The 22,377-nt window shown below is 74.2% G+C and carries 20 protein-coding genes; 8 read left to right on the top strand and 12 right to left on the bottom strand.

The window, feature by feature from the left end; genetic code table 11:
- Positions 1–2: 2 nt before the first annotated feature.
- On the bottom strand, positions 3–1,496 hold the full coding sequence (gene yczR / locus K304_RS0118785) for a MocR-like transcription factor YczR (protein ID WP_027765013.1): 1,494 nt from the start codon (positions 1,494–1,496) through the stop codon (positions 3–5).
- A 77-nt stretch (positions 1,497–1,573) separates the two neighbouring features.
- On the opposite strand from yczR, the gene yczE reads away from it, so the two are divergent.
- The 4 genes from yczE to K304_RS0118765 all read left to right on the top strand — a co-directional run bounded on the left by yczE (position 1,574) and on the right by K304_RS0118765 (position 5,123).
- Positions 1,574–2,290, top strand: coding sequence for a membrane protein YczE (gene yczE, locus K304_RS33680; RefSeq protein WP_051308618.1), 717 nt, complete (start codon positions 1,574–1,576; stop codon positions 2,288–2,290).
- Positions 2,287–3,051 carry a glycerophosphodiester phosphodiesterase family protein gene (locus K304_RS33675; protein ID WP_027765011.1) on the top strand — a complete coding sequence of 255 codons (765 nt, stop codon included), beginning with the start codon at positions 2,287–2,289 and terminating at the stop codon, positions 3,049–3,051. The genes yczE and K304_RS33675 overlap by 4 nt, the downstream gene beginning before the upstream one ends.
- A gap of 74 nt (positions 3,052–3,125) precedes the next feature.
- A complete protein-coding gene (locus K304_RS0118770) occupies positions 3,126–4,484 on the top strand; it encodes an MFS transporter (protein ID WP_027765010.1) in 1,359 nt (452 codons plus the stop codon).
- Between the two features lie 261 nt (positions 4,485–4,745).
- Entirely contained in the window at positions 4,746–5,123 is a 378-nt protein-coding gene (locus tag K304_RS0118765) for an RNA polymerase-binding protein RbpA (RefSeq protein ID WP_027765009.1), read from the top strand.
- Between the two features lie 186 nt (positions 5,124–5,309).
- On the opposite strand, the gene fxsA is transcribed toward K304_RS0118765, so the two are convergent.
- The 5 genes from fxsA to K304_RS0118740 form a co-directional block, all read right to left on the bottom strand.
- Positions 5,310–5,942 (bottom strand): FxsA family membrane protein, encoded by a 633-nt coding sequence (gene fxsA / locus K304_RS29880; RefSeq protein WP_027765008.1) that lies wholly within the window; start codon positions 5,940–5,942, stop codon positions 5,310–5,312.
- Between the two features lie 3 nt (positions 5,943–5,945).
- Positions 5,946–6,713 carry a polyprenol monophosphomannose synthase gene (locus K304_RS0118755; RefSeq protein WP_027765007.1) on the bottom strand — a complete coding sequence of 256 codons (768 nt, stop codon included), beginning with the start codon at positions 6,711–6,713 and terminating at the stop codon, positions 5,946–5,948.
- Positions 6,710–8,536, bottom strand: a complete 1,827-nt coding sequence (lnt, locus tag K304_RS29875; RefSeq protein WP_037791060.1) for an apolipoprotein N-acyltransferase — start codon at positions 8,534–8,536, stop codon at positions 6,710–6,712. The genes K304_RS0118755 and lnt overlap by 4 nt, the downstream gene beginning before the upstream one ends.
- Positions 8,537–9,035: 499 nt before the next feature.
- The gene (locus K304_RS0118745) at positions 9,036–10,586 is read right to left on the bottom strand and encodes an amidohydrolase family protein (RefSeq protein ID WP_106965627.1); all 1,551 of its coding nucleotides are present in this window, start codon (positions 10,584–10,586) and stop codon (positions 9,036–9,038) included.
- A 238-nt stretch (positions 10,587–10,824) separates the two neighbouring features.
- On the bottom strand, positions 10,825–11,265 hold the full coding sequence (locus K304_RS0118740) for an Lrp/AsnC family transcriptional regulator (RefSeq protein WP_027765005.1): 441 nt from the start codon (positions 11,263–11,265) through the stop codon (positions 10,825–10,827).
- Positions 11,266–11,466: 201 nt separating this feature from the next.
- Here K304_RS0118740 and K304_RS0118735 point away from each other — a divergent pair, with 201 nt between their 5' ends.
- Positions 11,467–11,856: a hypothetical protein gene (locus tag K304_RS0118735; protein WP_027765004.1), complete on the top strand. Its 390-nt coding sequence runs from the start codon at positions 11,467–11,469 to the stop codon at positions 11,854–11,856.
- A gap of 146 nt (positions 11,857–12,002) precedes the next feature.
- Here the strand turns inward: K304_RS0118735 and K304_RS0118730 are convergent, their stop codons facing one another.
- Positions 12,003–13,175: an acyl-CoA dehydrogenase family protein gene (locus K304_RS0118730; protein ID WP_027765003.1), complete on the bottom strand. Its 1,173-nt coding sequence runs from the start codon at positions 13,173–13,175 to the stop codon at positions 12,003–12,005.
- Positions 13,176–13,406: 231 nt separating this feature from the next.
- Between K304_RS0118730 and K304_RS0118725 the strand changes: the two genes are divergently transcribed.
- Positions 13,407–15,128, top strand: a complete 1,722-nt coding sequence (locus K304_RS0118725; RefSeq protein ID WP_051308617.1) for a bifunctional 3'-5' exonuclease/DNA polymerase — start codon at positions 13,407–13,409, stop codon at positions 15,126–15,128.
- Between the two features lie 176 nt (positions 15,129–15,304).
- Here the strand turns inward: K304_RS0118725 and K304_RS0118720 are convergent, their stop codons facing one another.
- On the bottom strand, positions 15,305–16,696 hold the full coding sequence (locus K304_RS0118720; protein WP_027765001.1) for a C39 family peptidase: 1,392 nt from the start codon (positions 16,694–16,696) through the stop codon (positions 15,305–15,307).
- 257 nt (positions 16,697–16,953) lie between these two features.
- Between K304_RS0118720 and K304_RS0118715 the strand changes: the two genes are divergently transcribed.
- Both K304_RS0118715 and K304_RS0118710 read left to right on the top strand, forming a co-directional pair.
- Positions 16,954–17,625: a hypothetical protein gene (locus K304_RS0118715; RefSeq protein WP_027765000.1), complete on the top strand. Its 672-nt coding sequence runs from the start codon at positions 16,954–16,956 to the stop codon at positions 17,623–17,625.
- A gap of 374 nt (positions 17,626–17,999) precedes the next feature.
- The gene (locus K304_RS0118710) at positions 18,000–19,970 is read left to right on the top strand and encodes an AAA family ATPase (protein WP_027764999.1); all 1,971 of its coding nucleotides are present in this window, start codon (positions 18,000–18,002) and stop codon (positions 19,968–19,970) included.
- A gap of 38 nt (positions 19,971–20,008) precedes the next feature.
- Here K304_RS0118710 and K304_RS0118705 read toward each other — a convergent pair whose 3' ends face one another.
- From K304_RS0118705 to ribH, 4 genes are all read right to left on the bottom strand, one after another.
- On the bottom strand, positions 20,009–20,470 hold the full coding sequence (locus K304_RS0118705) for a PH domain-containing protein (protein ID WP_027764998.1): 462 nt from the start codon (positions 20,468–20,470) through the stop codon (positions 20,009–20,011).
- Between the two features lie 86 nt (positions 20,471–20,556).
- Positions 20,557–21,420: an ATP phosphoribosyltransferase gene (gene hisG, locus K304_RS0118700; protein WP_027764997.1), complete on the bottom strand. Its 864-nt coding sequence runs from the start codon at positions 21,418–21,420 to the stop codon at positions 20,557–20,559.
- A gap of 67 nt (positions 21,421–21,487) precedes the next feature.
- Positions 21,488–21,760: a phosphoribosyl-ATP diphosphatase gene (locus tag K304_RS0118695; RefSeq protein ID WP_027764996.1), complete on the bottom strand. Its 273-nt coding sequence runs from the start codon at positions 21,758–21,760 to the stop codon at positions 21,488–21,490.
- 77 nt (positions 21,761–21,837) lie between these two features.
- Positions 21,838–22,323: a 6,7-dimethyl-8-ribityllumazine synthase gene (ribH, locus tag K304_RS0118690; RefSeq protein WP_027764995.1), complete on the bottom strand. Its 486-nt coding sequence runs from the start codon at positions 22,321–22,323 to the stop codon at positions 21,838–21,840.
- Positions 22,324–22,377: the final 54 nt, after the last annotated feature.

Below are 22,377 nucleotides of genomic sequence, written 5' to 3'. Positions count from 1 at the left end.
GGTCAGGCGACGTAGCTGCGCGGAGTGGGGCTGCCGCCGACGGCTCCGGAGCGCACCAGGTCCGCGGCGGCGGCCAGCCGGGCGACCGCTTCGGTGGCCAGCGGGTCGGCGAGGGTGAACGGCAGCCGTACGTACGCCTCGAACGCGCCGTCCACGCCGAACCGGGTGCCGGCCGGGACGCGCACGCCGAGGCGTTCGCCGGCCTCGGCGATGCGCGAGCCGGAGAGGCCGCCGGTTCGCGCCCAGAGGGTCAGGCCACCGTGGGGCAGGGCGAACTCCCAGTCGGGCAGGTGCTGCCGGAGGGCGCCGGTGACGGCGTCGCGGTTCTCCCGGGCGCGGTCGCGTCGCAGCCGCATCGCAGGCTCCCAGTCGGTGTCCAGCAGGTGGGCGACCGCGAGCTGTTCCAGGACCGGGCTGCCCAGGTCGGCGTAGGCGCGGGCGGCGGTCAGGCTCCGTACGGTCTCCGGTGCGGCGCGGATCCAGCCGATGCGCAGCCCGGCCCAGATGGTCTTGCTGACGGAGCCGACGGTGACGACGGTGGAGCCGCCGGTGTCGAAGGCGGCGACCGGCCGCTGCGCCGGCACGTCGTCGAGGGTGAGTTCGGCCATGGTCTCGTCGGCGACCAGAAGGGTGCCGGCGGCCCGCGCGGCGGCGACCAGGTCCCGGCGCTGCTCGTCGTCGACGAGGACGCCGGTGGGGTTCTGGAAGTCGGGGATGACGTAGGCCATGCGGGGTGCGGAGTCGCGGAGCACCTGGCGCCAGGCGGTCAGGTCCCAGCCGGGGCGGCGGTCGGACAGGGCGACGGGCACCAGGCGCACGCCTGATTCACGGAGGAGCTGGAGGATGTTGGCGTAGGAGGGGTGTTCGACCGCGACGCGTTCCCCGCGGGGGGTGAAGAGGCGGGTGAGGGCGGCGAGGGCGCCCATCGCCCCGGTGGTGATCATGATCTGTTCGGGCATGGTGGCGACGCCGCGCGCGGTGTAGTGGCGGGCGACGGCCTCGCGGAGCACGGGCAGACCGGCCGGGTAGTCGCCGTGCGTGTGGGTGTAGGGCGGGAGTTCGGTCAGGGCGTGTTCGAAGGCGGCGGTGAGGTGGGGTTCGGGGGCGGGGAGGGCGGCGCAGCCGAGGTCGATCATGGTGTCGGCGGCTTCGGGTGGGAGGGGTTCGAGGCCACCGGTGGGCAGCGGGCTTCCCTCGGGCAGGGCGGTCCAGCTTCCGGCGCCGCGCCGGGAGGCGAGGTAGCCCTCGGCGCGCAGGGCCTCGTAGGCGGTGGCGACGGTGGTGCGGGAGACCTTCAGCGCGGCGGCGAGTTCGCGTTCGGCGGGGAGGCGCGCTCCGACGGGCACGCGGCCTTCGAGGACGAGGATGCGGATGCCGTCGCACAGGCGCCGGTAGGCGGGCCGAGCGGCGCCGGTGCGGCCGGAGGCGCCGGTGTGCTGGGAGGTGAGGAGGCGGGCGAGCTGCGGCGCACCCACCGCCGATGTCCAGGGAGCCATCCGGATTCCAGTCCACTCGTCGTTGATTGGCCGTGTTTTTCTCGGCCTTCCAGGCCACATGCTGCCACGGTCGGTCCATGGTCGCCAGAAAGGGGTTCCCCGTGTCCGTCTCCCCCGGGTCGGGACGTCGTCTCACGCGCCGGTTGGTGCAGCTGTACGTGGGCCTGGTGCTCTACGGCGCCAGCGCCGCGTGGATGGTGCGGGCCGAACTGGGCCTGGGGCCCTGGGACGTGCTGCACCAGGGCGTTGCGGAGCTGTCGGGGATGTCCATCGGCATCGTGTCGGTGATCGTGGGTGCGGTGGTGCTGCTGCTGTGGGTGCCGCTGCGGCAGCGGCCCGGGCTCGGCACGGTGTCGAACGTGTTCGTGGTCGGGCTGGCGATGGACGCGACGTTGTGGCTGAGCCCGGAGCCGGCGGCGCTCGCGGTGCGGATTCCGCTGCTGGTGGGCGCGGTGGCGCTGAACGGCGTGGCGACCGGTCTGTACATCTCGGCGCGGTTCGGGCCGGGCCCGCGGGACGGGCTGATGACCGGCCTGCACGCCCGGACCGGGATGTCGGTGCGGCTGGTGCGTACCGGCATCGAGGTGGCGGTGCTGGCCACCGGGTGGCTGCTGGGCGGTGCGGTGGGCGCGGGCACCGTGCTCTACGCGCTGGCGATCGGGCCCCTCGCACAGGTCTTCCTGCGCGTCTTCGCGGTGCCGGCCCCGGACGGCGGGCGGAGCCGGGTGGCGGCAGCGGACCCGCGCGGGGCGGCGGACGGTCCGCGCGGGGTGCGCGCGATACTGCGTCGGTGACCGCGATACGACACCCCTTCCTGGACCGTCCGCTGCCCCTGGCCTTCGCCCACCGCGGCGGGGCCGCCGAGGGCCTGGAGAACACCGTGACCGCGTTCCGGCGGGCGGTGGACCTGGGATACCGCTACCTGGAGACGGACGTGCACGCGACCGCGGACGGCCGCCTGGTCGCCTTCCACGACGACACCCTGGACCGGGTCACCGACGGCCGGGGTCGGATCGCGGACCTGACGTGGGAGGAGGTGCGGCGGGTGCGGGTCGCGGGGAAGGAACCGGTGCCGCTGTTCTCCGACCTGCTGGAGACGTTCCCCCGCGCACGGTGGAACATCGACGTCAAGGCGGACGCCGCGCTCGCCCCGCTGCTTGCGGAGCTGGAGGCGGCGGACGCCTGGGACCGGGTGTGCGTCGGCGCGTTCGACGAACGCCGGGTGGCGCGGGCGCAGGAGCTGGCGGGTCCGCGGCTGGCGACGTCGCTGGGGACGCGGGGGGTGCTGGGGCTGCGGCTGCGCTCGTGGGGCCTGCCACTCTCGGTGCGACGCGGTGCGGTGTGCGTGCAGGTGCCCGTGCGGCACGGGGTCCGGGTGGTGGACGCGGCGTTCGTGCGGGCGGCCCACCGGCTGGGGATGCAGGTGCACGTGTGGACCGTGAACGACGCGGACACGATGCGGGCGCTGCTGGATCTGGGCGTGGATGGCATCATGACCGATCACATCGAACTGTTGCGTGAGGTGCTGACCGAGCGGGGGGCCTGGCAGGGCTGACCGCGGCGCCGCGCGACGGGACGTCCCCCCTGTCGAGGCGGCGGGGGCCGGCGTGGAGGGGACGAGGTATCCGGATGGACGCGGTCGCGGAGCGGGCGGCGGAGGGCGGTGCGGCCGAGCGCCGCCGGGAACAGCGGGGCTGGTACTTCTACGACTGGGCGAACTCGGTCTTCTCCACCAGCGTGCTCACGGTGTTCCTCGGCCCGTACCTGACCGAGGTGGCGAAGGCCGCGGCGGACCCCGAGGGCTTCGTGCACCCGCTGGGCATTCCGGTGCGCGCGGGCTCCTTCTTCGCCTACTCGGTGTCGGCGTCGGTGCTGCTGTCGGTGCTGGTGATGCCGGTGGCCGCCGCGCTGGCGGACCGTACGGGGAGGAAGAAGCCGATCCTGGGCTTCTTCGCCTACCTGGGAGCGGGCGCGACCACGGGGATGTTCTTCCTGTCCGGCGACAGGTATCTGCTGGGCGGGGCGCTGCTGATCCTCGCGAACGTGGCGTTCGGCGCGGCGGTGGTGGTCTATCACGCGTTCCTGCCGCAGATCGCGCTGCCGCACGAGCGGGACAAGGTGTCCTCGCGCGGCTGGGCGTTCGGCTACGCCGCGGGGGCACTGGTCCTGGTGGCGAACCTGGCGGTCTTCCTGGGGCACGAGTCGCTGGGTGTGGACGAGGGAACGGCGGTGCGGATCTGCCTCGCCTCGGCCGGCCTGTGGTGGGGGCTGTTCACGCTGGTGCCGCTGCGCCGGCTGCGGGAACGGCCGGTGACGGGTGCGGGGGGCGGTCGCCGGATCTCGCTGGGCGGCGGCGGACGGCAGCTGCTGGCGACGCTGCGGGACCTGCGGCGGTACCCGTTGACGCTGCTCTTCCTGGGCGCCTACCTGCTCTACAACGACGGGGTGCAGACGGTGATCACCCAGGCGTCGGTGTTCGGGGCGGAGGAGCTCGGCATGGAGCAGACGACGCTCATCGCCGCCGTGCTGCTGGTGCAGGTGCTCGCCGTGGCCGGGGCGCTGCTGATGGGCCGGCTGGCCCAGCGGTACGGCGCCAAGCGGACGATCCTGGGGTCGCTGGTGGCGTGGACGGCCACCGTGGGGGCGGGCTGGTTCCTGCCCGCCGGGGCGCCGGTGTGGTTCTTCGCGCTGGCGGCGGCGATCGGCCTGGTACTCGGGGGAAGCCAGGCGCTGTCGCGCTCGCTGTTCGCCCAGCTGATCCCGAAGGGCAAGGAAGCGGAGTACTTCGCCCTGTACGAGATCAGCGACCGTGGCACCAGCTGGCTCGGTCCGCTGCTCTTCGGGCTGACATACCAGCTGACCGGCAGCTACCGGGACGCGATCATCTCGCTGGTGGTCTTCTTCGTGCTGGGCTTCGTCCTGCTGGCACGGGTGCCGGTGGCGCGGGCGGCGGCCGCGGTGGGCAACCCGGAACCGGACCGGATTTAGCCCGGGGCGGTGCGGGGCGGTAGTGTACGCCCTTGGCCCGCCGGATGGACCGTGACCGCATACACCGTGGCGAGCAACGCCGGGTGACAACCTCTGTCACATGTGACAAACCGGGCGTCGGCGGGTATCGCAACATTCGACGCGGCACGACGGGCGACGCATGTCCCCTTACGGGAATCTTCACCGCCGACGAGACGTTGACTTCGATGACGACGACAGCGACACCTGTCCTGTGGGCGACCAGCCCGGGAGGCACGATTCATGAGTGAGCGAGCTCTTCGCGGCACGCGACTCGTGGTGACCAGCTACGAGACGGACCGCGGTATCGACCTGGCACCGCGCCAGGCCGTGGAGTACGCATGCCAGAACGGCCATCGTTTCGAGATGCCGTTCTCGGTTGAGGCCGAGATCCCGCCGGAGTGGGAGTGCAAGGTGTGCGGAGCACAGGCACTCCTGGTCGACGGTGACGGGCCCGAGGAGAAGAAGGGCAAGCCGGCACGTACGCACTGGGACATGCTCATGGAGCGCCGCACGCGCGAGGAGCTGGAGGAGGTGCTGGCCGAACGGCTGGCCGTCCTGCGCTCCGGCACCATGAACATCGCCGTGCATCCGCGCGACAGCAAGCGCAAGTCCGCCTGAGCCCAGGCGGCACGCGCACGGGCAGGGGCGGGCCGCACCTTCACGGTGCGGCCCGCCCCTGCCCGCTGTCGTGTCCGCTTCGTGTCCGCTCTCCACCGGTCGCGGGGTGCCGGGTGCCGCGCCCCTGGTCGCGCAGCTCGCCGGCGACGCGTGCGACGACCGTAGGCCGCCGCACGCGGGAGCGGGTCAGCGCGCCGGGGGGCCGTCGTCGTCGCGGAGGACCTCGCCCTGCACGATCCGTCCGTCCGGGCGGTGCATGCGGGCCTGTTCCTGTGCGCTGCGCGCCTGCCGCATCGCGTCGCCCAGATCGCCGCCGGCCAGGCCCGACAGCCGTCGCTCCGCGCCCCGGCGCAGCAGCCTCGCGGTCGGCGGGAAGAGGCACAGCAGGGCGGCGGCGTCGGAAACCAGTCCCGGCACCATCAGCAGCAGGCCGCCGAGCATCGCGAAGGTGTTGCCGCCGCGGGGCCCCGCCCCCTCCCGGGCCTCCCCGGGCCCGCCGGGCGTGGCGAAGGCCGCGGACAGCTGCCGCCAGGCCCGCCGCCCCGCCCGGCGCACCACCAGCGCGCCGAGCACGAAGCCGCCTGCGAGCAGCAGCAGGACGGTGAGGCCGCCGGCCGCGTCGGCGACGACGGTGAGCAGCCAGATCTCCAGCACCGCCCAGGCCGCGACGATCAGCGGGGTCAGGGTGCGGGCCGGGGAGCGGCGCCGGGCCGTCCGCCCCCCGCCGTCCGGGCCGCCGGGACGGCCGGTGCCCTCCTGTGGGGCCTCGTGGCGGTCACGGGGCGGTGGCTCAAACGGGTACGGTGCGCCGTTGCTCATGTCTCAAGTGTGCCTGCGGCCGAGAGCGCGCTTCACCCTGCCCTCGACACCCCAGGCGGTGACGCGCCACAAGGCTTCGGCGACGATGTCGCGGCTCATCTTGGAGTCGCCGCGTTCGCGCTCGACGAAGGTGATGGGCACCTCGACGACGTGGTAGCCGGCGCGGACGGCACGATGGGCGAGGTCGACCTGGAAGCAGTACCCCTGGGAGGCGACGGCGTCCATGGTCAGGCCGCGCAGCGTCTCGGCGCGGAACGCGCGATAGCCGCCGGTGACGTCCCGGATCGGGACGTCCAGCAGGGCGCGGGAGTAGAGGCTGCCGCCGCGGGAGAGGAACTCCCGGGTGCGGGGCCAGTTGACGACGCGTCCGCCGGGCACCCAGCGGGAGCCGAGGACCAGGTCCGCGCCCTTGAGGGCGTGCAGCAGGCGCGGCAGTTCCTCGGGCTGGTGGGAGCCGTCGGCGTCCATCTCGACCAGCACGCCGTAGCCGCGTTCCAGACCCCAGCGGAATCCGGCGAGGTAGGCCGCTCCGAGCCCCTCCTTGCCGCGCCGGTGCAGCACGTGCACGTGGTCGTCGGAGGCCGCGAGTTCGTCGGCGAGCTTGCCGGTGCCGTCGGGGCTGTTGTCGTCGGCGACCAGGACATGCGCCCCGGGCACGGCCTCACGCACGCGTTCCACCACGGGCGCGACGTTGTCGGCCTCGTTGTAGGTGGGAATGATCACGAGCACGTCCCCCAGGGGGCCGTAGCTCCGCTGTCCGCCGTGTGTCACTGCTGCCGTCCCTCCGCCAGGCGTGCCGTGCCGCGTGTCCGGCGGCGGAGGACGAGCGCCCACGCGCAGGACAGGAGGCCCACGATAGCGAGTGCCCATTCGGGTGCCGCGCCCACACGGTCCGCGAGCGTGATGTCGTCGCGCAGGGGGAGTTCGGCCAGCAGCACGTCCTGGGTGAACTCCTCGGTGCGCTGCTCGACGGTGCCGTCCGGGGCGACGATCGCGCTGATGCCGCTGGTGGCGGCGGTCACGATGGCCCGGCCGTGTTCGACGGAACGCAGCTTGGACATGGCCAGCTGCTGCTCGGGCTGGCCGGTGCGGCCGTAGGTGGCGTTGTTGGTCTGCACGACCAGGGCGCGGGCACCGTCGTCGACGGTGTCGCGGACGATCTCGTCGTAGGCGATCTCGAAGCAGATGACGTCGCCGAGGCGGGCGGGCCCCACCTGGAGGACGCCGGTGTGGTCGCCGGGCCAGAAGTCGCGGGGGACGCGCTGGAGGCGGGTGATGACCGTGCTCAGCACGTCGCGGAAGGGCACGTACTCGCCGAACGGCACGGGGTGCTGCTTGGTGTAGGAGGCTCCGGGGCCGGTCCGCGGGTCCCAGACGATGCCCTGGTTCTCGACGTAGCCCTCCTGAGTCGGGTGGTCGACCAGGGCGCCGACGAGGATGGGGACGCCGACCGCGTCGGCGGCCTCGTCGATGCGGTCGTAGGCCGCGCGGTGCTGGTGGGGGTCCAGGTCGGAGGCGTTCTCCGGCCAGATCACCAGGTCGGGACGGTCCACCTCGCCCTTGTCGATGCGGTCGGCGAGCTTCAGGGTGGCCTCGACGTGGTTGTCGAGGATGAGCATGGGGCGGCCGAGGAAGTCCATTCCCGGCTGCTGGACGTCGCCCTGGACCACGGCGATGTCGACGGTGTCGGCGGCCTTGGTGGGGACCGGGACGGCGTAGCCGGCGGCGGTGAGGAGCGCCGCGAGGGCGCACGCGGCGGCGGACTGGAGAGCGGCGCGGCGGCGGGAGCCGGCCGGTGCGGCGTCCGGTGCGGGGGCCCGGTCTGCCGGTGCGGCGGTGCGGACGGGGGCGGCGGTGCGGCGCAGGCGCCAGGCCCCGAGGGCGGCGGCGGCGAGAAGGGAGCCGGCCAGCGCGACCGCGAACGTGACGAGCGGGGCTCCCCCGAGCGCGGCCAGCGGCGTGTAGGGCGAGCCGGTGTTGGCGAAGGCGAGACGGCCCCAGGGGAAACCGCCGAAGGGCACCCGGTCGCGGGCCCATTCCTCCGCCACCCACAGGCAGCCCGCCCACAGGGGCCAGGCGGGGAGGCGGGAGGTGAGGGCGAGGCCGGCGCCGAGCGCGGCGAGGAAGAGCGCCTGGAGGAAGGACAGCCCGAGGACGGCGTCCCAGCCGATGACGCTCAGCCACTTCAGCAGGCCGACGAAGAAGGCGATGCCTAGGACCAGTCCGGTCCAGGCGCCCTGGCGGGCCGTACGGCGGTGGGTGAGGACGGCGAGGGCGCCGACGGCGACCAGCGAGAGCGGCCACAGGTCGTACGGCGGGAAGGCCAGGGCCAGGGCGAGGCCGGCGAGCAGCGCGGCCGCCGTGCGGAGGGCCTCGCGCCGGACGAGGACGCCGGCGCGGTGCAGCCTCCCGGGGCGCGGGCCGGACGCGGGAGGTCCGGCGGAGCCGGGGGCGGCTGTTCCGGCGGGCCTCTCCGCGGCGGAGGAGGGCGCCGGGCCGGAGGGAGGGTGCGTGGCCCCGGGGCGGCGGCCGGGGGGCGGCTCGGCGGGCCCGCTCCGGGCGGTGTCTTCGGTGGTGTCGGGGCCCGATGGCACGGTCGCGTCTTCCCTCGTGGTCGTGGGGTTCTCGATGTGACCCGACGGTACATCGAAGGGGGCGCGTCGCGGGGCCGCGGGTGGGGACGTGCGGAGGCTGCGGATGGGGGCCCGGCGCCCTTCGGGCCGACCTGGGGCCCGCTGGCTGCGGGTCGACCGAGAGCCGTTGTCTACTGAGCGCCCGGGCCCCACCCGGGTCACACCTGCCGACCAGGCGAAACCTTCCGCCCCCGGGCTGCGAACGCTGGACCTGGCTCCCAGTGGTGGTGTGCCGGTGCGACGCACCACCCCATGGCCCAGCGGCGCTCGGGGACCGTGTGCAGGATCCCCGGTCGGACGTCCTGTGGTGGACTCGGCCGAACCTACCGGGCGGGATGCGCGGTGTGTCAACATCCCCCCGGCCTGCGGCGTTTCGCCGTCGCACCAGGTGGGTGCCGGGTCTCCACGGGCCTGCCGGGGGCTTCGGGGGCGCCGTTCGGCGGTATCGGGCGCCCGCCCTTCACTCGTTCGGACGCGTGTACACGGTGCGGCCGGCCACGGCGGTGCGCAGGCAGACGGGAAGCGGGACGCCCGGGGTGAGGTCGGGCAGACCGGGGGTGCCGGAGCGCGGGTCAGTGGACCAGTTCGCGACCCGGGTGTCGGGGGCCTGGACGACGAGTTCACCCGTGCGCCACACGGCGTAGTCCGCGGGAGCGCCGGCCACGAGGGTGCCGGCGTCGTCGCGTCGGGTGGCGCGCCAGCCGCCGCGGGTGTGGGCGGCGAACGCGGCGCGGGCGGAGATGCGGTGCTCGGCGGTGCGGTGGAAGGCCGCGGCGCGGACGGTTCCCCAGGGGTCGAGCGGCGTGACGGGGCTGTCGGATCCCAGGGCGAGGGGAACGCCGGCGCGGAGCAGCGCGGCGTACGGGTTGAGGGTGCGGGCGCGCGCGGTGCCCAGGCGGCGGGCGTACATGCCGTGTTCGCCGCCCCAGGCGGCGTCGAAGGCCGGCTGGACGGACGCGGTCAGGGCGTGTGCCGCGAACGCGGCGATGTGGTCCTCGTGCAGCATCTCGGCGTGCTCGATGCGGTGCCGTGCGGCGCGCACGCGGTCGGCGCCGAGTCGTTCGGCGGCGCGCAGCACGCCGCCCGTGACGGCGGTCAGGGCGGCGTCGCCGATGGCGTGGAACCCCGCCTGGAGTCCGGCCTCGGTGCAGGCGGCGACGTGGGCGGCGACGGCGTCCGCGTCCAGGTGGGCGGCGCCGTGGCCGTGCGGCGTGTCGTCGTAGGGGGCGTGCAGGTGCGCGGTGTGCGAGCCGAGGGAGCCGTCCGCGAACAGGTCGCCGGCGGCGCCGACGGCGCCGAGATCCCGGACCCGCGCGGCGTCCTTCGCGGACGTGACGGGTTCGGCCCAGTAGCCGGTGACGCGCGGGCCGTCGCTCCCGGCGGCGAGGCGGAGCAGGCCGGTGAAGTCGTCCTCGCTGGAGATGTCGGGGCCGCCGCACTCGTGGACGGAGCCGATGCCGAGGGACGCGGCGCGGTCCAGGGCGGCGCGCTGAGCCTCGGTGCGCTGAGCCTCGGTCAGCGAGCCGTGTGCGGCGGCCCGGACGGCATGGTGGGCGGCGCCGGTCAGGGGCGCGTCGGGGGCGTAGCCGTCGAGGCCGGTGACGCCGGGCACGAGCTCCAGCATGGCCGTGGTGACCAGGGCGGAGTGGACGTCGACGCGGGTGAGGTAGAGGGGACGCCCGCCGGTCGCGGCGTCGAGTTCGGCGCGGGTGGGGTGGCGCTGTTCGGGCCAGGCGGTGGCGTCCCAGCCGGTGCCGAGCAGGACCGTGTCGGCGCGGCGGGCCGCGGCGTGGGCGGCCACGCGCTCCAGGGCGTCGGCGAGGGTGGCGGCGGTGCTCAGGTCGAGGCCGGTGAGGGCGAGCCCGGTGGCCGTCGTGTGCACGTGTGCGTCCGTGAACGCGGGGGTGACGAGCGCGTCCTCGAGGTGCAGGACGTCGTCGACGCCGTCGGCGAAGGAGTCTGCGGCCCCCTCGGAGCCGACCCAGGCGACGCGGTCCCCCTCCACGACCATGGCCGTGGCGAAGGGGTCGGCCGGGCTGTGCACGCGGCCGCCGCGCAGCAGGACGGTGCGGGGACGGTCGGCTTCCCGCGGAGGCGCGGAGTGGTTCACGGCGTTCCTCGATCCCCGCCCCCGGTCCGGGGATGCGGCGCGTCGTTCGGGTCGGTACGGCCTCAGTCTCGCCCGTGCGGCGGAGTGCCGTGCGCCCGGGGGTCCTGCGTGGGGCCCGGGGCGATCACGGCGGGACCGGTCAGACCCGCGGCGGGCGGGCCTCGTACGGCGTGGAGAGGACCACCGTGGTGCGGGTGGAGACGCCGGAGCGGGACCGGATGCGGGCCAGCAGGTGCTCGAGCTCGATCGGGGTGCCGACACGCACCTTGAGGATGTAGTTCTCCTCTCCGGCGACGCTGTGGCAGGCCTCGATCTCGGGGACGTCGGCGAGCCGGTCGGCGATGTCGTCGGGGGCGCTGGGGTCGAACGGCTTGACCGAGATGAACGCGGTCAGCGGCAGGCCGACCGCCTCCGGATCGACGAGAGCCGCGTACCCGCGGATGACGCCGCGCTGCTCCAGACGGCGCACGCGCTGGTGCACCGCCGAGGTGGACAGGCCGGTGGCCCTGCCCAGGTCGGTGTAGCTCATCCGCCCGTCCGTGACGAGCAATTCCACGATCTGCCTGTCCAGCTCCTCCACAGCAGGTCAACCTACTGCGCCGGGCACGCTCCGGCACAGTGGGCGCAGCCGCCGGTGCACAACCGGACGCCGAGTGTGACCAACGCCACACCTGTGCGCCCTCGTCCTGGGGGACGGGGAGATTACGTGGGAGTCACGGAGGGAAGTGCTTCGCTGGTGGCCGGGGGGAGACGCCCGGCCTGCTCACCCGAGGGGGATTGCATGCGCACAGCGAAGTCGCTCGAACCGGTGCGGTTCGACGAGGCCGAGGCCGGCGACGTCGAGGAGGGGGACGAAACATACGAGATCTTCCGGGTGGACTGCCCGGAGTGCGGGCAGTCGATCGCGCTGTTCGCGGAGGAGCGTGCCCTTCCCCAGCACGCACTGTGCCCGACGCGGTGGAACCCGTTCGGTCTGACGGTGTGTCCGGGGTCGGCCCGGCCGGCCGCCGATGCGGCGCCGACGGCGGGCGCGGAGGGGGCGCACGAGGAGGAACTGGCGGCGCTGCTCACGCTGCCGGCGGGTCTGGACTGGCGGCGGCAGCCGTTCTCGCACGTGGGTGGACCCGGCACGCGACCGGTGGGTCGCGCCGTTCCGGCCGCCCGCGCGTAGCGCGCGGGCCGAGCGTCCGGGCCGGGCGCGCCACCGACGGCGGGACGCGTCCGCCGACGCACCCCGGCCCGCACGGATTCCCTGCTCGCGGGTGCTGAGGTCGCCCGCGGGCGGGCCCGGGGCTCGTGGCTCCCGGGCCCGGCGTGTCAGCGGCTCTCGGGACCCAGCAGGTCGCGGGCGATCACCACGCGCTGCACCTGGTTGGTCCCCTCCACGATCTGGAGGACCTTGGCGTCCCGCATGAAGCGCTCCACCGGGAAGTCGACCGTGTAGCCGTAGCCGCCGAGGAGCTGCACGGCGTCCGTGGTGACGCGCATCGCGGCGTCGCTGCAGAACAGCTTCGCCATGGCGGCCTGCCGGGAGAACGGGCGGCCCTGGTCGCGGAGCCGGGCGGCAGCCAGGTACAGGGCGCGGCCCGCCTCGATCTGGGTGGCCATGTCGGCGAGCATGAACCGCAGGCCCTGGAAGTCGGCGATGGGCCGCCCGAACTGCTGCCGCTGCCGGAGGTAGCCCGTCGCCTCGTCCAGGGCCGCCTGGGAGATGCCGACGGCGCAGGCCGCGATGCCGAGGCGCCCGGAGTCCAGGGCGTCGAGCGCGATGCGGAAGCCCTGGCCCTCCTCGCCGATCCGGCGCGAGTCCGGCACCCGCACGCCGTCGAAGTGCAACTGGGCGGTGGGCGAGCCGGTCATGCCCATCTTCTTCTCCGGGGCGGCCGCGGTCAGCCCGGGCGCGTCCCCGGGAACCAGGAACGCGGTGATGCCCTTGGCACCCTCTCCCCCGGTGCGGGCGAGGACGGTGTAGAAGTCGGCCACGCCGCCGTGCGTGATCCACGCCTTGGTGCCGTCGATGACCCAGTCGTCGCCGTCCCGCACGGCGCGGGTGCGCAGGGCGGCCGCGTCCGAGCCGGAGGCCGGTTCGGAGAGGCAGTAGCCGCCGAGGAGGCCGCCGCCGAGCATGTCCGGCAGGTGGCTGGTGCGCTGTTCCTTGGTGCCGAACGTGGCGACGGCGTGGCAGGCGAGGGTGTGCACGCTGGTGCCCACGCCGACGGTCAGGCCGGCCGCCGCGAGTTCCTCGACAGCCTGGAGGTAGACCTCGTAGGGCTGGTCGCCCCCGCCGTACTCCTCGCTGTAGGGCAGGCCGAGCAGGCCGGAGCGGGAGAGAAGGGTGAAGACCTCGCGCGGGAACCGGCCCGCGAGTTCGTCCTCGTTCACCGTCGGGGCGATCTCCCGCTGCGCGACCTCGCGCACCAGGGACATCAGGTCCCTGGCCTCCTCGGTGGGCAGGCTGCGTTCCACCGGCTGGGGACCGGACTCGGGCATGGCGGCGGCTCCTTCTGTCGCGCGCTGCGGCGACGGCGCCGGGGTGTGCGGCGTCGCCGGGGGTCGTCACTGCCCCTGCCGCGATGCTGCCGCGTCGGGTCGCGACGGCGGCTGACCAGCGGCTGTGGCGCTCAGGAGTATGCCCGATCGGCGGGCGCGCGTCACTTGCGGACGGCCCCGGCTCCGCAGTCGTGACGGGATTGTCGGTGCCGCATGCCAGACTCGCCGTTCATGTCCGGTGTGACGGGTGGTGACGGGGCGGAGCAGGACCGCGGGCCCTCCGCGGTCCGCTGGGCGCTGGCCGAGACCCGGGAGGGGCGCGCCCTGGTCTGCCCGCTGGACGCCGGGGGCATCCCGGCGGGCCCGGTGTGCGAGGAGAGCTCCGCGGTGGCCGCGGTGCGGGCCCGGCCCGGGGTCGGACGGTGGGTGTGGCGGGCCACGGCCGGCGTGTACCCGCGGCTGCTCGCGGCCGGCGTGCGGGTGGAGCGGGCGTACGACGTGGAGGCCGCCGAGGGGCTGCTGCACGGCTACGAGGGCCACGGCGGGGAGCCGCATTCGCTGCCCGCGGCATGGGCGCGGCTGCACGGGCTGCCGGTGCCGGACGATCCGCCGCCCCGGGTACGGGACGGCGATCCGCAGCCGTCGCTGTTCGAGACGGGCCCCACGCCGCTCCCGGACGAGGCGGACCCGCTGCGCGCCCTGCTGCAGGTGTACGCGGCGCAGACGGAGCGGGCCGGACGGACGGCGCATCCGGGCCGTATGCGACTGCTGCTGGCGGGCGAGTCGGCGGCGGGTCTGGTCGCCGCCGAGATGTCACGGGCGGGGGTGCCCTGGTCCGCCGAGGCGCACCGGGCGCTGCTGACGGAGCTGCTGGGCGAGCGGTACGCCGGCGGCGGCGAGCCCCGCCGGCTGGCGGAGCTGGCGGAGGAGGTCTCGCGGGCGTTCGGGCCGGGCGAACGGGTCCGGCCCGACCTGCCGGCGGACGTCGTGCGGGCCTTCGGCCGGGCCGGGATACGCCTCACCTCCACCCGCGCCTGGGAGCTGCGCCGCGTGGACCATCCGGCGGTGGAGCCGCTGCTGCGGTACAAGAAGCTGTACCGCCTCTACACCGCGCACGGCTGGACGTGGTTGCGCAGCTGGGTGCGGGACGGCCGGTTCCGTGCCGAATACCAGCCCGGCGGCACGGCCACCGGCCGCTGGACGACCAACGGGGGCGGTGCGCTGCAGATCCCGAAGGTGGTGCGGCGCGCGGTGCGGGCCGAGCCGGGCTGGCGACTCGTCGTGGCGGACGCCGGCCAGATGGAGCCCCGGGTGCTGGCGGCCGTCTCCCGCGACCCGGGGCTGATGGAGGTGGCGGCCAGCGGCCGCGACCTGTACGCGGTGCTGTCCGAGCACGGGTTCTCCGGCGACCGTGAGCAGGCCAAACTGGCCCTGCTGGGCGCGGTCTACGGGCAGACGAGCGGTGACGGGTTGCGTCATCTGGCGGCGCTGCGCCGACGGTTCCCGGCCGCGGTCGGCTACGTGGACGCGGCCGCGCGGGCGGGTGAGGAGGGCCGCCTGGTCCGCACCTGGCTGGGGCGCACGTGCCCGCCGCCGGGGGCTGACGGCCACACGCTCGGCGAGGAGTCCGGAGGGGACGGTACCGGGGGCGGCACCCCGGCCGCCCGCGCCCGGGGCCGCTTCACCCGCAACTTCGTGGTGCAGGGCAGCGCCGCGGACTGGGCGGTGGTGATGCTGGCGACGCTCCGTCAGGAGCTGGTCGGTATGCGGGCGGAGCTGGTCTTCTTCCAGCACGACGAGGTGATCGTGCACTGCCCGGCCGAGGAGGCCCCCGCCGCGGCGGAGGCGGTGCGGCGGGCGGGCGCGCGGGCCGGGGAGGTCGTCTTCGGTACGACGCCGGTGCGCTTTCCCTTCGGCGTGGCGGTGGTCGAGTGCTACGCGGACGCCGCGTAGACGACCGCCGGGCGCCACCACGGTGGTCGCCCACGGGCTTCCTCCGCGGAGGCGGACACCGGGACACACGCTGCCGCCGAGTTCCGGCCTCCCCTTCCCGGCGCCGCTCCGCACCACGTCGTCACGCCGGCCGGTCGCAGGGCGTTTGCAGCCGCTGCGCCCGGCCGGCGGCGTGGTCAGCGGATGCCGAGGTCGCGCAGGACGCGGCGCTGCCTGCCGGTGGGACGGGTCGGGAAGTAGACGTAGCAGACGCCGCCGGTGCCGCTGCGGACCTCGCCCTCCTCGTTGTAGCGCTTGGTGCGCAGCCAGATGTTCTCGAACTGGCGTCGCTTGTAGATGTTGCGGACCGACGGGTTGTCGGAGGAGGCGGGGTCGTTCGCGATGACGTCGCCGTTCTGGGTGAAGCCGACGATGGTCATCAGGTGGCCGGCGGTGCCGTAGCCGGCGCCGTCGAGTTCGGACTCGATGAAGGACTGCGAGGTGATCAGCGGGATGCCCGCGGCGATCAGGCGTTCGGCGTCGTGCAGGGAGGTGCAGCGGGTCACGACGGCCTGCATCCGGCGGTACGTCGCGGCGTACGCGGCGTTGAACGGCCAGTTGCCGCAGCCCTCGTAGGCGTAGTCGTAGGTCATGCGGGCGGCGTGACAGACCTGCGGGTCCTGGTAGTCGGGGTCGACCCACGCCAGGTCTTCCTCGGTGGGCTTCCGTCCCCAGTACTCGATGATCATCTGAGAGGAGGTGGGGCTGCACCACGCCTCTCCCCCGCCGTCGTACTGGGGGTACTGGCCTTCGTGGATGTTCTGCGAGTAGCGCGGGACCTCGAGTTCGACGCCGCGTGCGACGCCCGGGCGGGTGGCCGGGACCTCGAAGCGTTCGGGCACGTCGGAGGCCATGGCGCCGAGGCGCCGCACCGTGGGCGTGGCGTCGCCGCCGGGGGCGCGGTAAAGGGTGGCGCGCAGCCGGTAGGAGGTGAGGCGCAGCCCGCTGCCGAGGTCGGAGATGGAGAAGGTGTCGGTCCAGATGTCGCTCTTGCCGTCGCTCTGGTCGTCGACCGAGGTGCGGCGGGGCACGTCGTCGCCGTCGCCGGCGGTCCAGATCCCCATGGTGTACCAGGGGGTGCGGGTGCCGTCGGAGTAGGTGCCCTGGAGTTCGGTGCGCACCCACGTGCCGCCGGGGGTGTCGGCGTTCCAGGAGGCGATGACCTCGCCGGCGGGGACGCGCGGGGTGTGGAGGGGGGAGGTCCAGGTGGCGTACTCCCAGGCGTTGGTGCGGCCGGTGTGCGGGTCGGTGTAGTCCACGGTGCCGGCCGGGTTGGCGAGGACGAGTCCGGGCCGGGCGCCGGGGAGCGGGCGGGTGCCGGAGCAGTCGCCGCTGCGGAAGTCCCGGTAGGAGGTCCAGGCGTGGTAGTCGATGAGGTCGTCTCCCCTGCGGGCGCGCGGGCGGACGCCGGTGGCGGCGGGGGTGTGCGCCGGGGCGCCGGTGGCAAAGGCGGCGGGTGCACTCGCGGCCGCGGCGGCGACGGCCGCCGCCGTGAGCACGGTACGGCGGGTGGCTGGTCTGCTGTGCATGGGCGGGGGACCCCCAGTCGGTCGCTGCGGTGGGCGGCGGATGAGCACGCGCGACCAACTATCGCCGGACCCGGCCCGTTCCTGCCAGGCATTCGCCTGTGCCGCACGCCGGTCGGAGGAAGAATCATTGGGCCGACCGGTGGCGGTGGCGTTCCGTCGGCACCTCGTCACGGCGGCGGGGCGGGTGTCTCGTGCTGTGACCGGAAAGCTCCACCGGCTCGCCAAACCCCTCCCGGCCACAGCACTAGTCTGGCGGCATGGATGCCGAGGGAGAGCTGCGGGCGCTGGCACGTCGGCTGCGGGCGCTGCCTCCGTCGTGCGGTCCGGTGCGGCTGGTGGCGGTGGACGGGCACGCCGGGTCGGGAAAGTCGACGCTGAGCGGGCGGCTCGCCGCGGCGCTGGGCGGGGCACCGGTCGTGCATGTGGACGACCTCGCCAGTCACGCGGCCCTGTTCGGGTGGATGGACAGGCTCACCGCGCAGGTGACGGCGCCCTTCTCGCGTGGGGAGACCGCGCGTGTGGAGGTGTACGACTGGGAGCGGCGGGAGTTCGCGGGGACGGCGGAGGCGGCGCCGGAGGAGGTCGTGCTGCTGGAGGGCGTGGGTGCCGGGCGGCGCGAGCTGAGGCCGCGGCTGGCGTGTCTGGTGTGGACGGACATGCCGGAACGGGAGGCCTGGGCCCGGGGGCGCCGCCGCGACGGGGAGGCGCTGTCCGGATTCTGGGACGACTGGACGGCTGCGGAACGGGCCCACTTCGCGAGCGACCCGTCGCACGCCTTTGCCCATGTTCTGGTGCGGGAGAGTCCGGGGGGATACCAGGTGCTGCCGGGACCGGCTGGGCAGCCTCGTGCGCTACGGAGCGTCACGGTGGGTGAGGGTGCGAACGAAGCCGCAGTACGCGGGCCGCGCGGCGGTCCCGGGCGGGCTTGACCGGGGCGCTGCGCAGGAATTACGTTTCCCGTACGCGGCCGATGCGGCCGCCCCCGACGCGAAGCCCCCGGTTGTTCCCCCGTGACCGGGGGCTTCGTCCTGTCCGGAGCGCGTCTCCGCGGGTGTCCCCCGCACCTTCCCGCTGGTCACTTTCCGTCACCTCTCGCTGGCGGTGTGCGGCGCCTGGAGTCCGGCGCGGGACGGCTCGCGCTGTTCGAGTGTGGGGAAATCCGCGCAGGTACGATGCGCAACGGCGTGGAAATGCGGGTAATCCTCTCGGGTACGGCCGCAACTCCCGGTGCGAGGGCGGCCGTTCGCACGAACGGCGCCGGTGTCCGCCGGTGTGCCGTCGAGGGACGGGGGTGGAGGTTCTCGTGGGGGATGTGACGGGTTTCGGCGGCCGGGGCCTCCCGGGGCCCGGCGCGCCTGCCGACCTCGCGTGGCTGCGGGGTGTGGACGCCTACACCATGGGGGCGTACGCGCAGGCCGAGGAGGAGTTCCGGGCCGCGGTGCGGTTGGACCCGGGCATGGCGGACGGCTGGCTGGGGCTGCACGCGCTGCGCGCCGACACCACGACGGCGCTGCTGCGCATGTACCACCACCGGGAGCGGTTCGGGGAGCAGCGGTCCCGGCACCGCCGCCAGCTCAATTCCTGGTACTGGCTGGGCTGGTGGGTGCAGCCGGTGCTGGAGACGCGGCGCGATCTGTTACTGGCGCACGCCTCCCACTGGCTGGACGGCCGGCACGTCGCGGAACTCGACCGGGCGCTGGCGGACTGTCCTCCGGTGGAGGCGGACGCGCAGGCACGCTTCCTGCACGCCTGCCGGGCGTATCTGGCGAAGGACTGGGACCGTCTGGTGCGGCACACCGAACCACTGGTGCAGGACGTGCTGCTGGGCATCGAGGCCGGGTTGTTCGCGGGGATGGCGCGGGTGCGGCTGGAGATGTACGCGCAGGCGGAGCCGCTGCTGGCGGCCGCCCTGATGCGGTGCCGCAGCGAGCAGCCGCAGCGCAAGGAGCTGCGGTACTGGCTGGCGCGTGCGCGGGAGGGGACGGGGCGGACCGCGGCGGCGCTGCCGCTGTACCGGGCGGTGCACCGGGTCGATCCGGCGTTCATGGACACCGCGGCCCGGCTGACGACCATCGCGGAGGGAGACGGGCTGGGGGACGGTGTGGGGCTGGCCACGGCGGTGAGCCTGAGCGGAGGCGGCCCGGGCGGTGGCCTGGACGGTCCGGACGGTTTCGGGGCGGACGGGGTCACCGGCCTGCCGGGGTTCCCCGGCGGGCTGGACGTCCCGGACGGGGATCCGGAGTACGACCCCGGTGCGGACGCGCTGCGGCTGGAGGATTCGGGTGATCCCGCCGAGCCGGTGCGGGTGGACGGCGACTGGGCGCGGGAGCGGGCTGCGGCGCGGACCGCCGGTGGCGGCGGGCAGGGGCCGGTGGGTCCGGCGGACCCGGTGCTGCTGGCGCAGGCGCTGGAGGAACTGGAGCGGATGGTCGGGCTGGAGCCCGTCAAACGGCAGGTGCGGGCGCTGTCGGCTCAACTGCGGATGGCACGGCTGCGTGCGCGGCAGGGCATGCCGGTGCAGCCTCCGAAGCGGCACTTCATCTTCTCGGGGCCGTCGGGGACGGGGAAGACGACGGTGGCGCGGATACTCGGCCGGGCGTTCTACGCGCTGGGGCTGCTGGGCGGCGACCATCTGGTGGAGGCTCAACGCTCCGACCTGGTCGGGGAGTTTCTCGGGCAGACGGCGGTGAAGGCGAACGAGCTGATCGATTCGGCGCTGGGCGGGGTGCTGTTCGTCGACGAGGCGTACGCGCTGGCCGGCAGCGGCTACAGCAAGGGCGACGCGTACGGCGACGAAGCGCTGCAGGTGCTGCTGAAGCGGGCCGAGGACAACCGGGACCGGCTGGTGGTGATCCTGGCCGGCTACCCGGAGGGCATGGACCGGCTGCTGGCGGCCAACCCGGGGCTGGGATCCCGTTTCACCACGCGGGTGGACTTCCCCAGCTACCGGCCGCTGGAGCTGACGGCCATCGGGGAGGTGCTGGCGGCCGAGAACGGCGACGCGTGGGACGCCGAGGCGCTGGAGGAACTGCGCAGCATCGGCGGACACGTGGTGGACCAGGGCTGGATCGACGAGCTGGGCAACGGGCGGTTCCTGCGGACGCTGTACGAGAAGAGCTGCGCGTACCGCGATCTGCGGCTTTCCGGCTACGCGGGCACACCGACGCGGGACGACCTGGCGACGCTCCGGCTGCCGGACCTGATGCAGGCGTACGGCGAGGTGCTGTCGGGGCGGGGCCCGGAGGGTCCGCTTCCGGGTGACCGTCAGGGGTGAACCCGCCCCGCTCGGCCGGACGTCGCTCGGCCGGTCGTTCAGCGCGCAGCGGAGCCGCCCGTCCCGTCGCCGGTGCCGTGGCTCTCCGCGAGGGCGCGCAGGGCGCGGGCGTCGGCGATCGCCTGATCGCGGGCGATGCCGGGCTGGATGCCCATGGCGGGAAGGCTGGTGCCGTCGGAGAGGTCCAGGCGCACCCAGGGGTCGCCGGGCCGGAGGTTGACGCGGAGCACCTCGGCCCACTCCAGGTGCCGGGTGGTGGTGAGGTTGACGACGGTGAGGCCGTCCTCGGTGGCGGTGACGCGGGGGCGGCTGAGGAGCGCCAGGACGCCGAGGAAGAGGGCAGCGACGAACACGAAGCTGAGACGCTCGGCCGTGTCGAGAGTGTCGAGGACCATCGCGATGACGGTGATGGCGGTGAACGCCAGCACCCCGGACCCGAGGAGGACGATCCGGGTCCGGGTGGGGCGGAAGGTGACGGGGAGCGCGGGCGGCGGGGTCACGTGCGGTCCGTTCCTTGGTTCCCTCGGGAGTTCCTTCTGGTCCTGCGTGCCGGCCTCCCCGTGCGTCCCACGGGTCGCACGGGCGGTCAGATGCGGCAGGCGTGGATGCCGGTGGTCAGGATGGCGCGGGCGCCGAGCTCGTACAGGTCGTCCATGATCCGCTGGGCCTCCTCGGTGCGCACCATGGAGCGGACCGCGACCCAGCCCTGGTCGTGCAACGGGGAGACGGTCGGCGACTCCAGGCCGGGGGTGAGGGCGACGGCCTCCTCCAGCCGTTCGGCGCGGATGTCGTAGTCCATCATCACGTAGCGGCGGGCGACGAGGACGCCCTGCATGCGGCGCAGGAACTGGGCGACCTTGGGGTCCTCGCGGGCCGGGTCCTCGGCGGTCTCCCCGGCGCGCCGGATGACGACGGCCTCCGAGTGCAGGATGGGCTCGCTGATGATCTCCAGGCCGGCGTTGCGGAGGGTGGTGCCGGTCTCCACGACGTCGGCGATGATCTCGGCGACACCGAGCTGGATGGCCGTCTCCACGGCGCCGTCGAGACGGACGACGGAGGCGTCCACGTCGTTGTCGGCGAGGTGGCGGGTGACCAGCCCGGCGAAGGAGGTGGCCACCGTCATGCCGCCGAAGTCGCGGACGTCCTTGGCGGTGCCGGGGCGGGTGGCGTAGCGGAAGGTGGAGCCGGCGAAGCCGAGCTGCATGATCTCCTCGGCCTCGGAGCCGGAGTCCAGCAGCAGGTCCCGGCCGGTGATGCCGATGTCGAGCTTCCCGGAGCCCACGTAGACGGCGATGTCGCGGGGGCGGAGGAAGAAGAACTCGACCTCGTTGTCGTTGTCGACGAGCACGAGTTCCCGGCGGTCCCTGCGCTGCCGGTAGCCCGCCTCATGGAGCATCTCCGACGCAGGCTCGGCGAGTGAACCCTTGTTGGGGACGGCGATGCGCAGCATGAACGGGCTTCCTTCACGTGGTGGTGTGCGGGTGGTGCGGGCGTTCACCGGTGGTGCGGGGACGCGCTCACAGGCGAGCGTATACGTCGTCGAGGGTGACGCCGCGGGCGATCATCATGACCTGCAGGTGGTAGAGGAGCTGGGAGATCTCCTCGGCGGTGCGGTCCTCGCCCTCGTACTCGGCGGCCATCCACACCTCGGCGGCCTCCTCGACGACCTTCTTGCCGATCGCGTGCACGCCCTGGCTCACCAGTTCGGCGGTGCGGGAGGTGATCGGGTCGCCGTCGGCGGCCTTCTGCTGGAGCTCGGTGAAGAGCTCCTCGAATGTCTTGTTCGCCATGGTGCTCTCACCCTACGTGGTCGCGGTGCGTGGCCTGCGCCGGGTTCCGCGATGTGGGCGGCGTCCCGGTTCAGCGGTCAGCGCCAGGGTTCGGCGACGGTGCGCAGGGTGGTGGCGGTGGCGACGGCGGCGGTGACAGCCTCGTGGCCCTTGTCCTCGCTCGAGCCGGGCAGCCCGGCCCGGTCCAGGGCCTGCTCCTCGGTGTCGCAGGTGAGCACGCCGAAGCCGACGGGGACGCCGGTGTCCACGGAAACCTGGGTGAGGCCGTGGGTGACACCCTGGCACACGTAGTCGAAGTGCGGGGTGCCGCCGCGGACGACGACGCCGAGGGCGACGACGGCGTCGTACCCGCGGCCGGCCAGCACCTTGGCGACGACGGGCAGTTCGAAGCTGCCGGGGACGCGCAGCAGGGTGGGCTCGTCGATGCCGAGCTCACGCAGGGCCCGCAGGGCACCCTCGACCAGGCCGTCCATGATCTTCTCGTGCCACTGCGCCGCGATCACGGCGACGCGGAGGTCGCCGCAGTTCCTGACGGTCAGTTCGGGTGCGCCCTTGCCGCTCACGTTCTCTCCTGGTCTTCGCTGCTGTCTCGTCGGGGTGGGGGGGGGACGGTCGGG

The organism is Streptomyces sp. CNS606 (genome assembly GCF_000426325.1).
The sequence above is the reverse complement of the archived record's forward strand: the minus strand, read 5'-3'. Positions and strand labels throughout refer to the sequence as shown.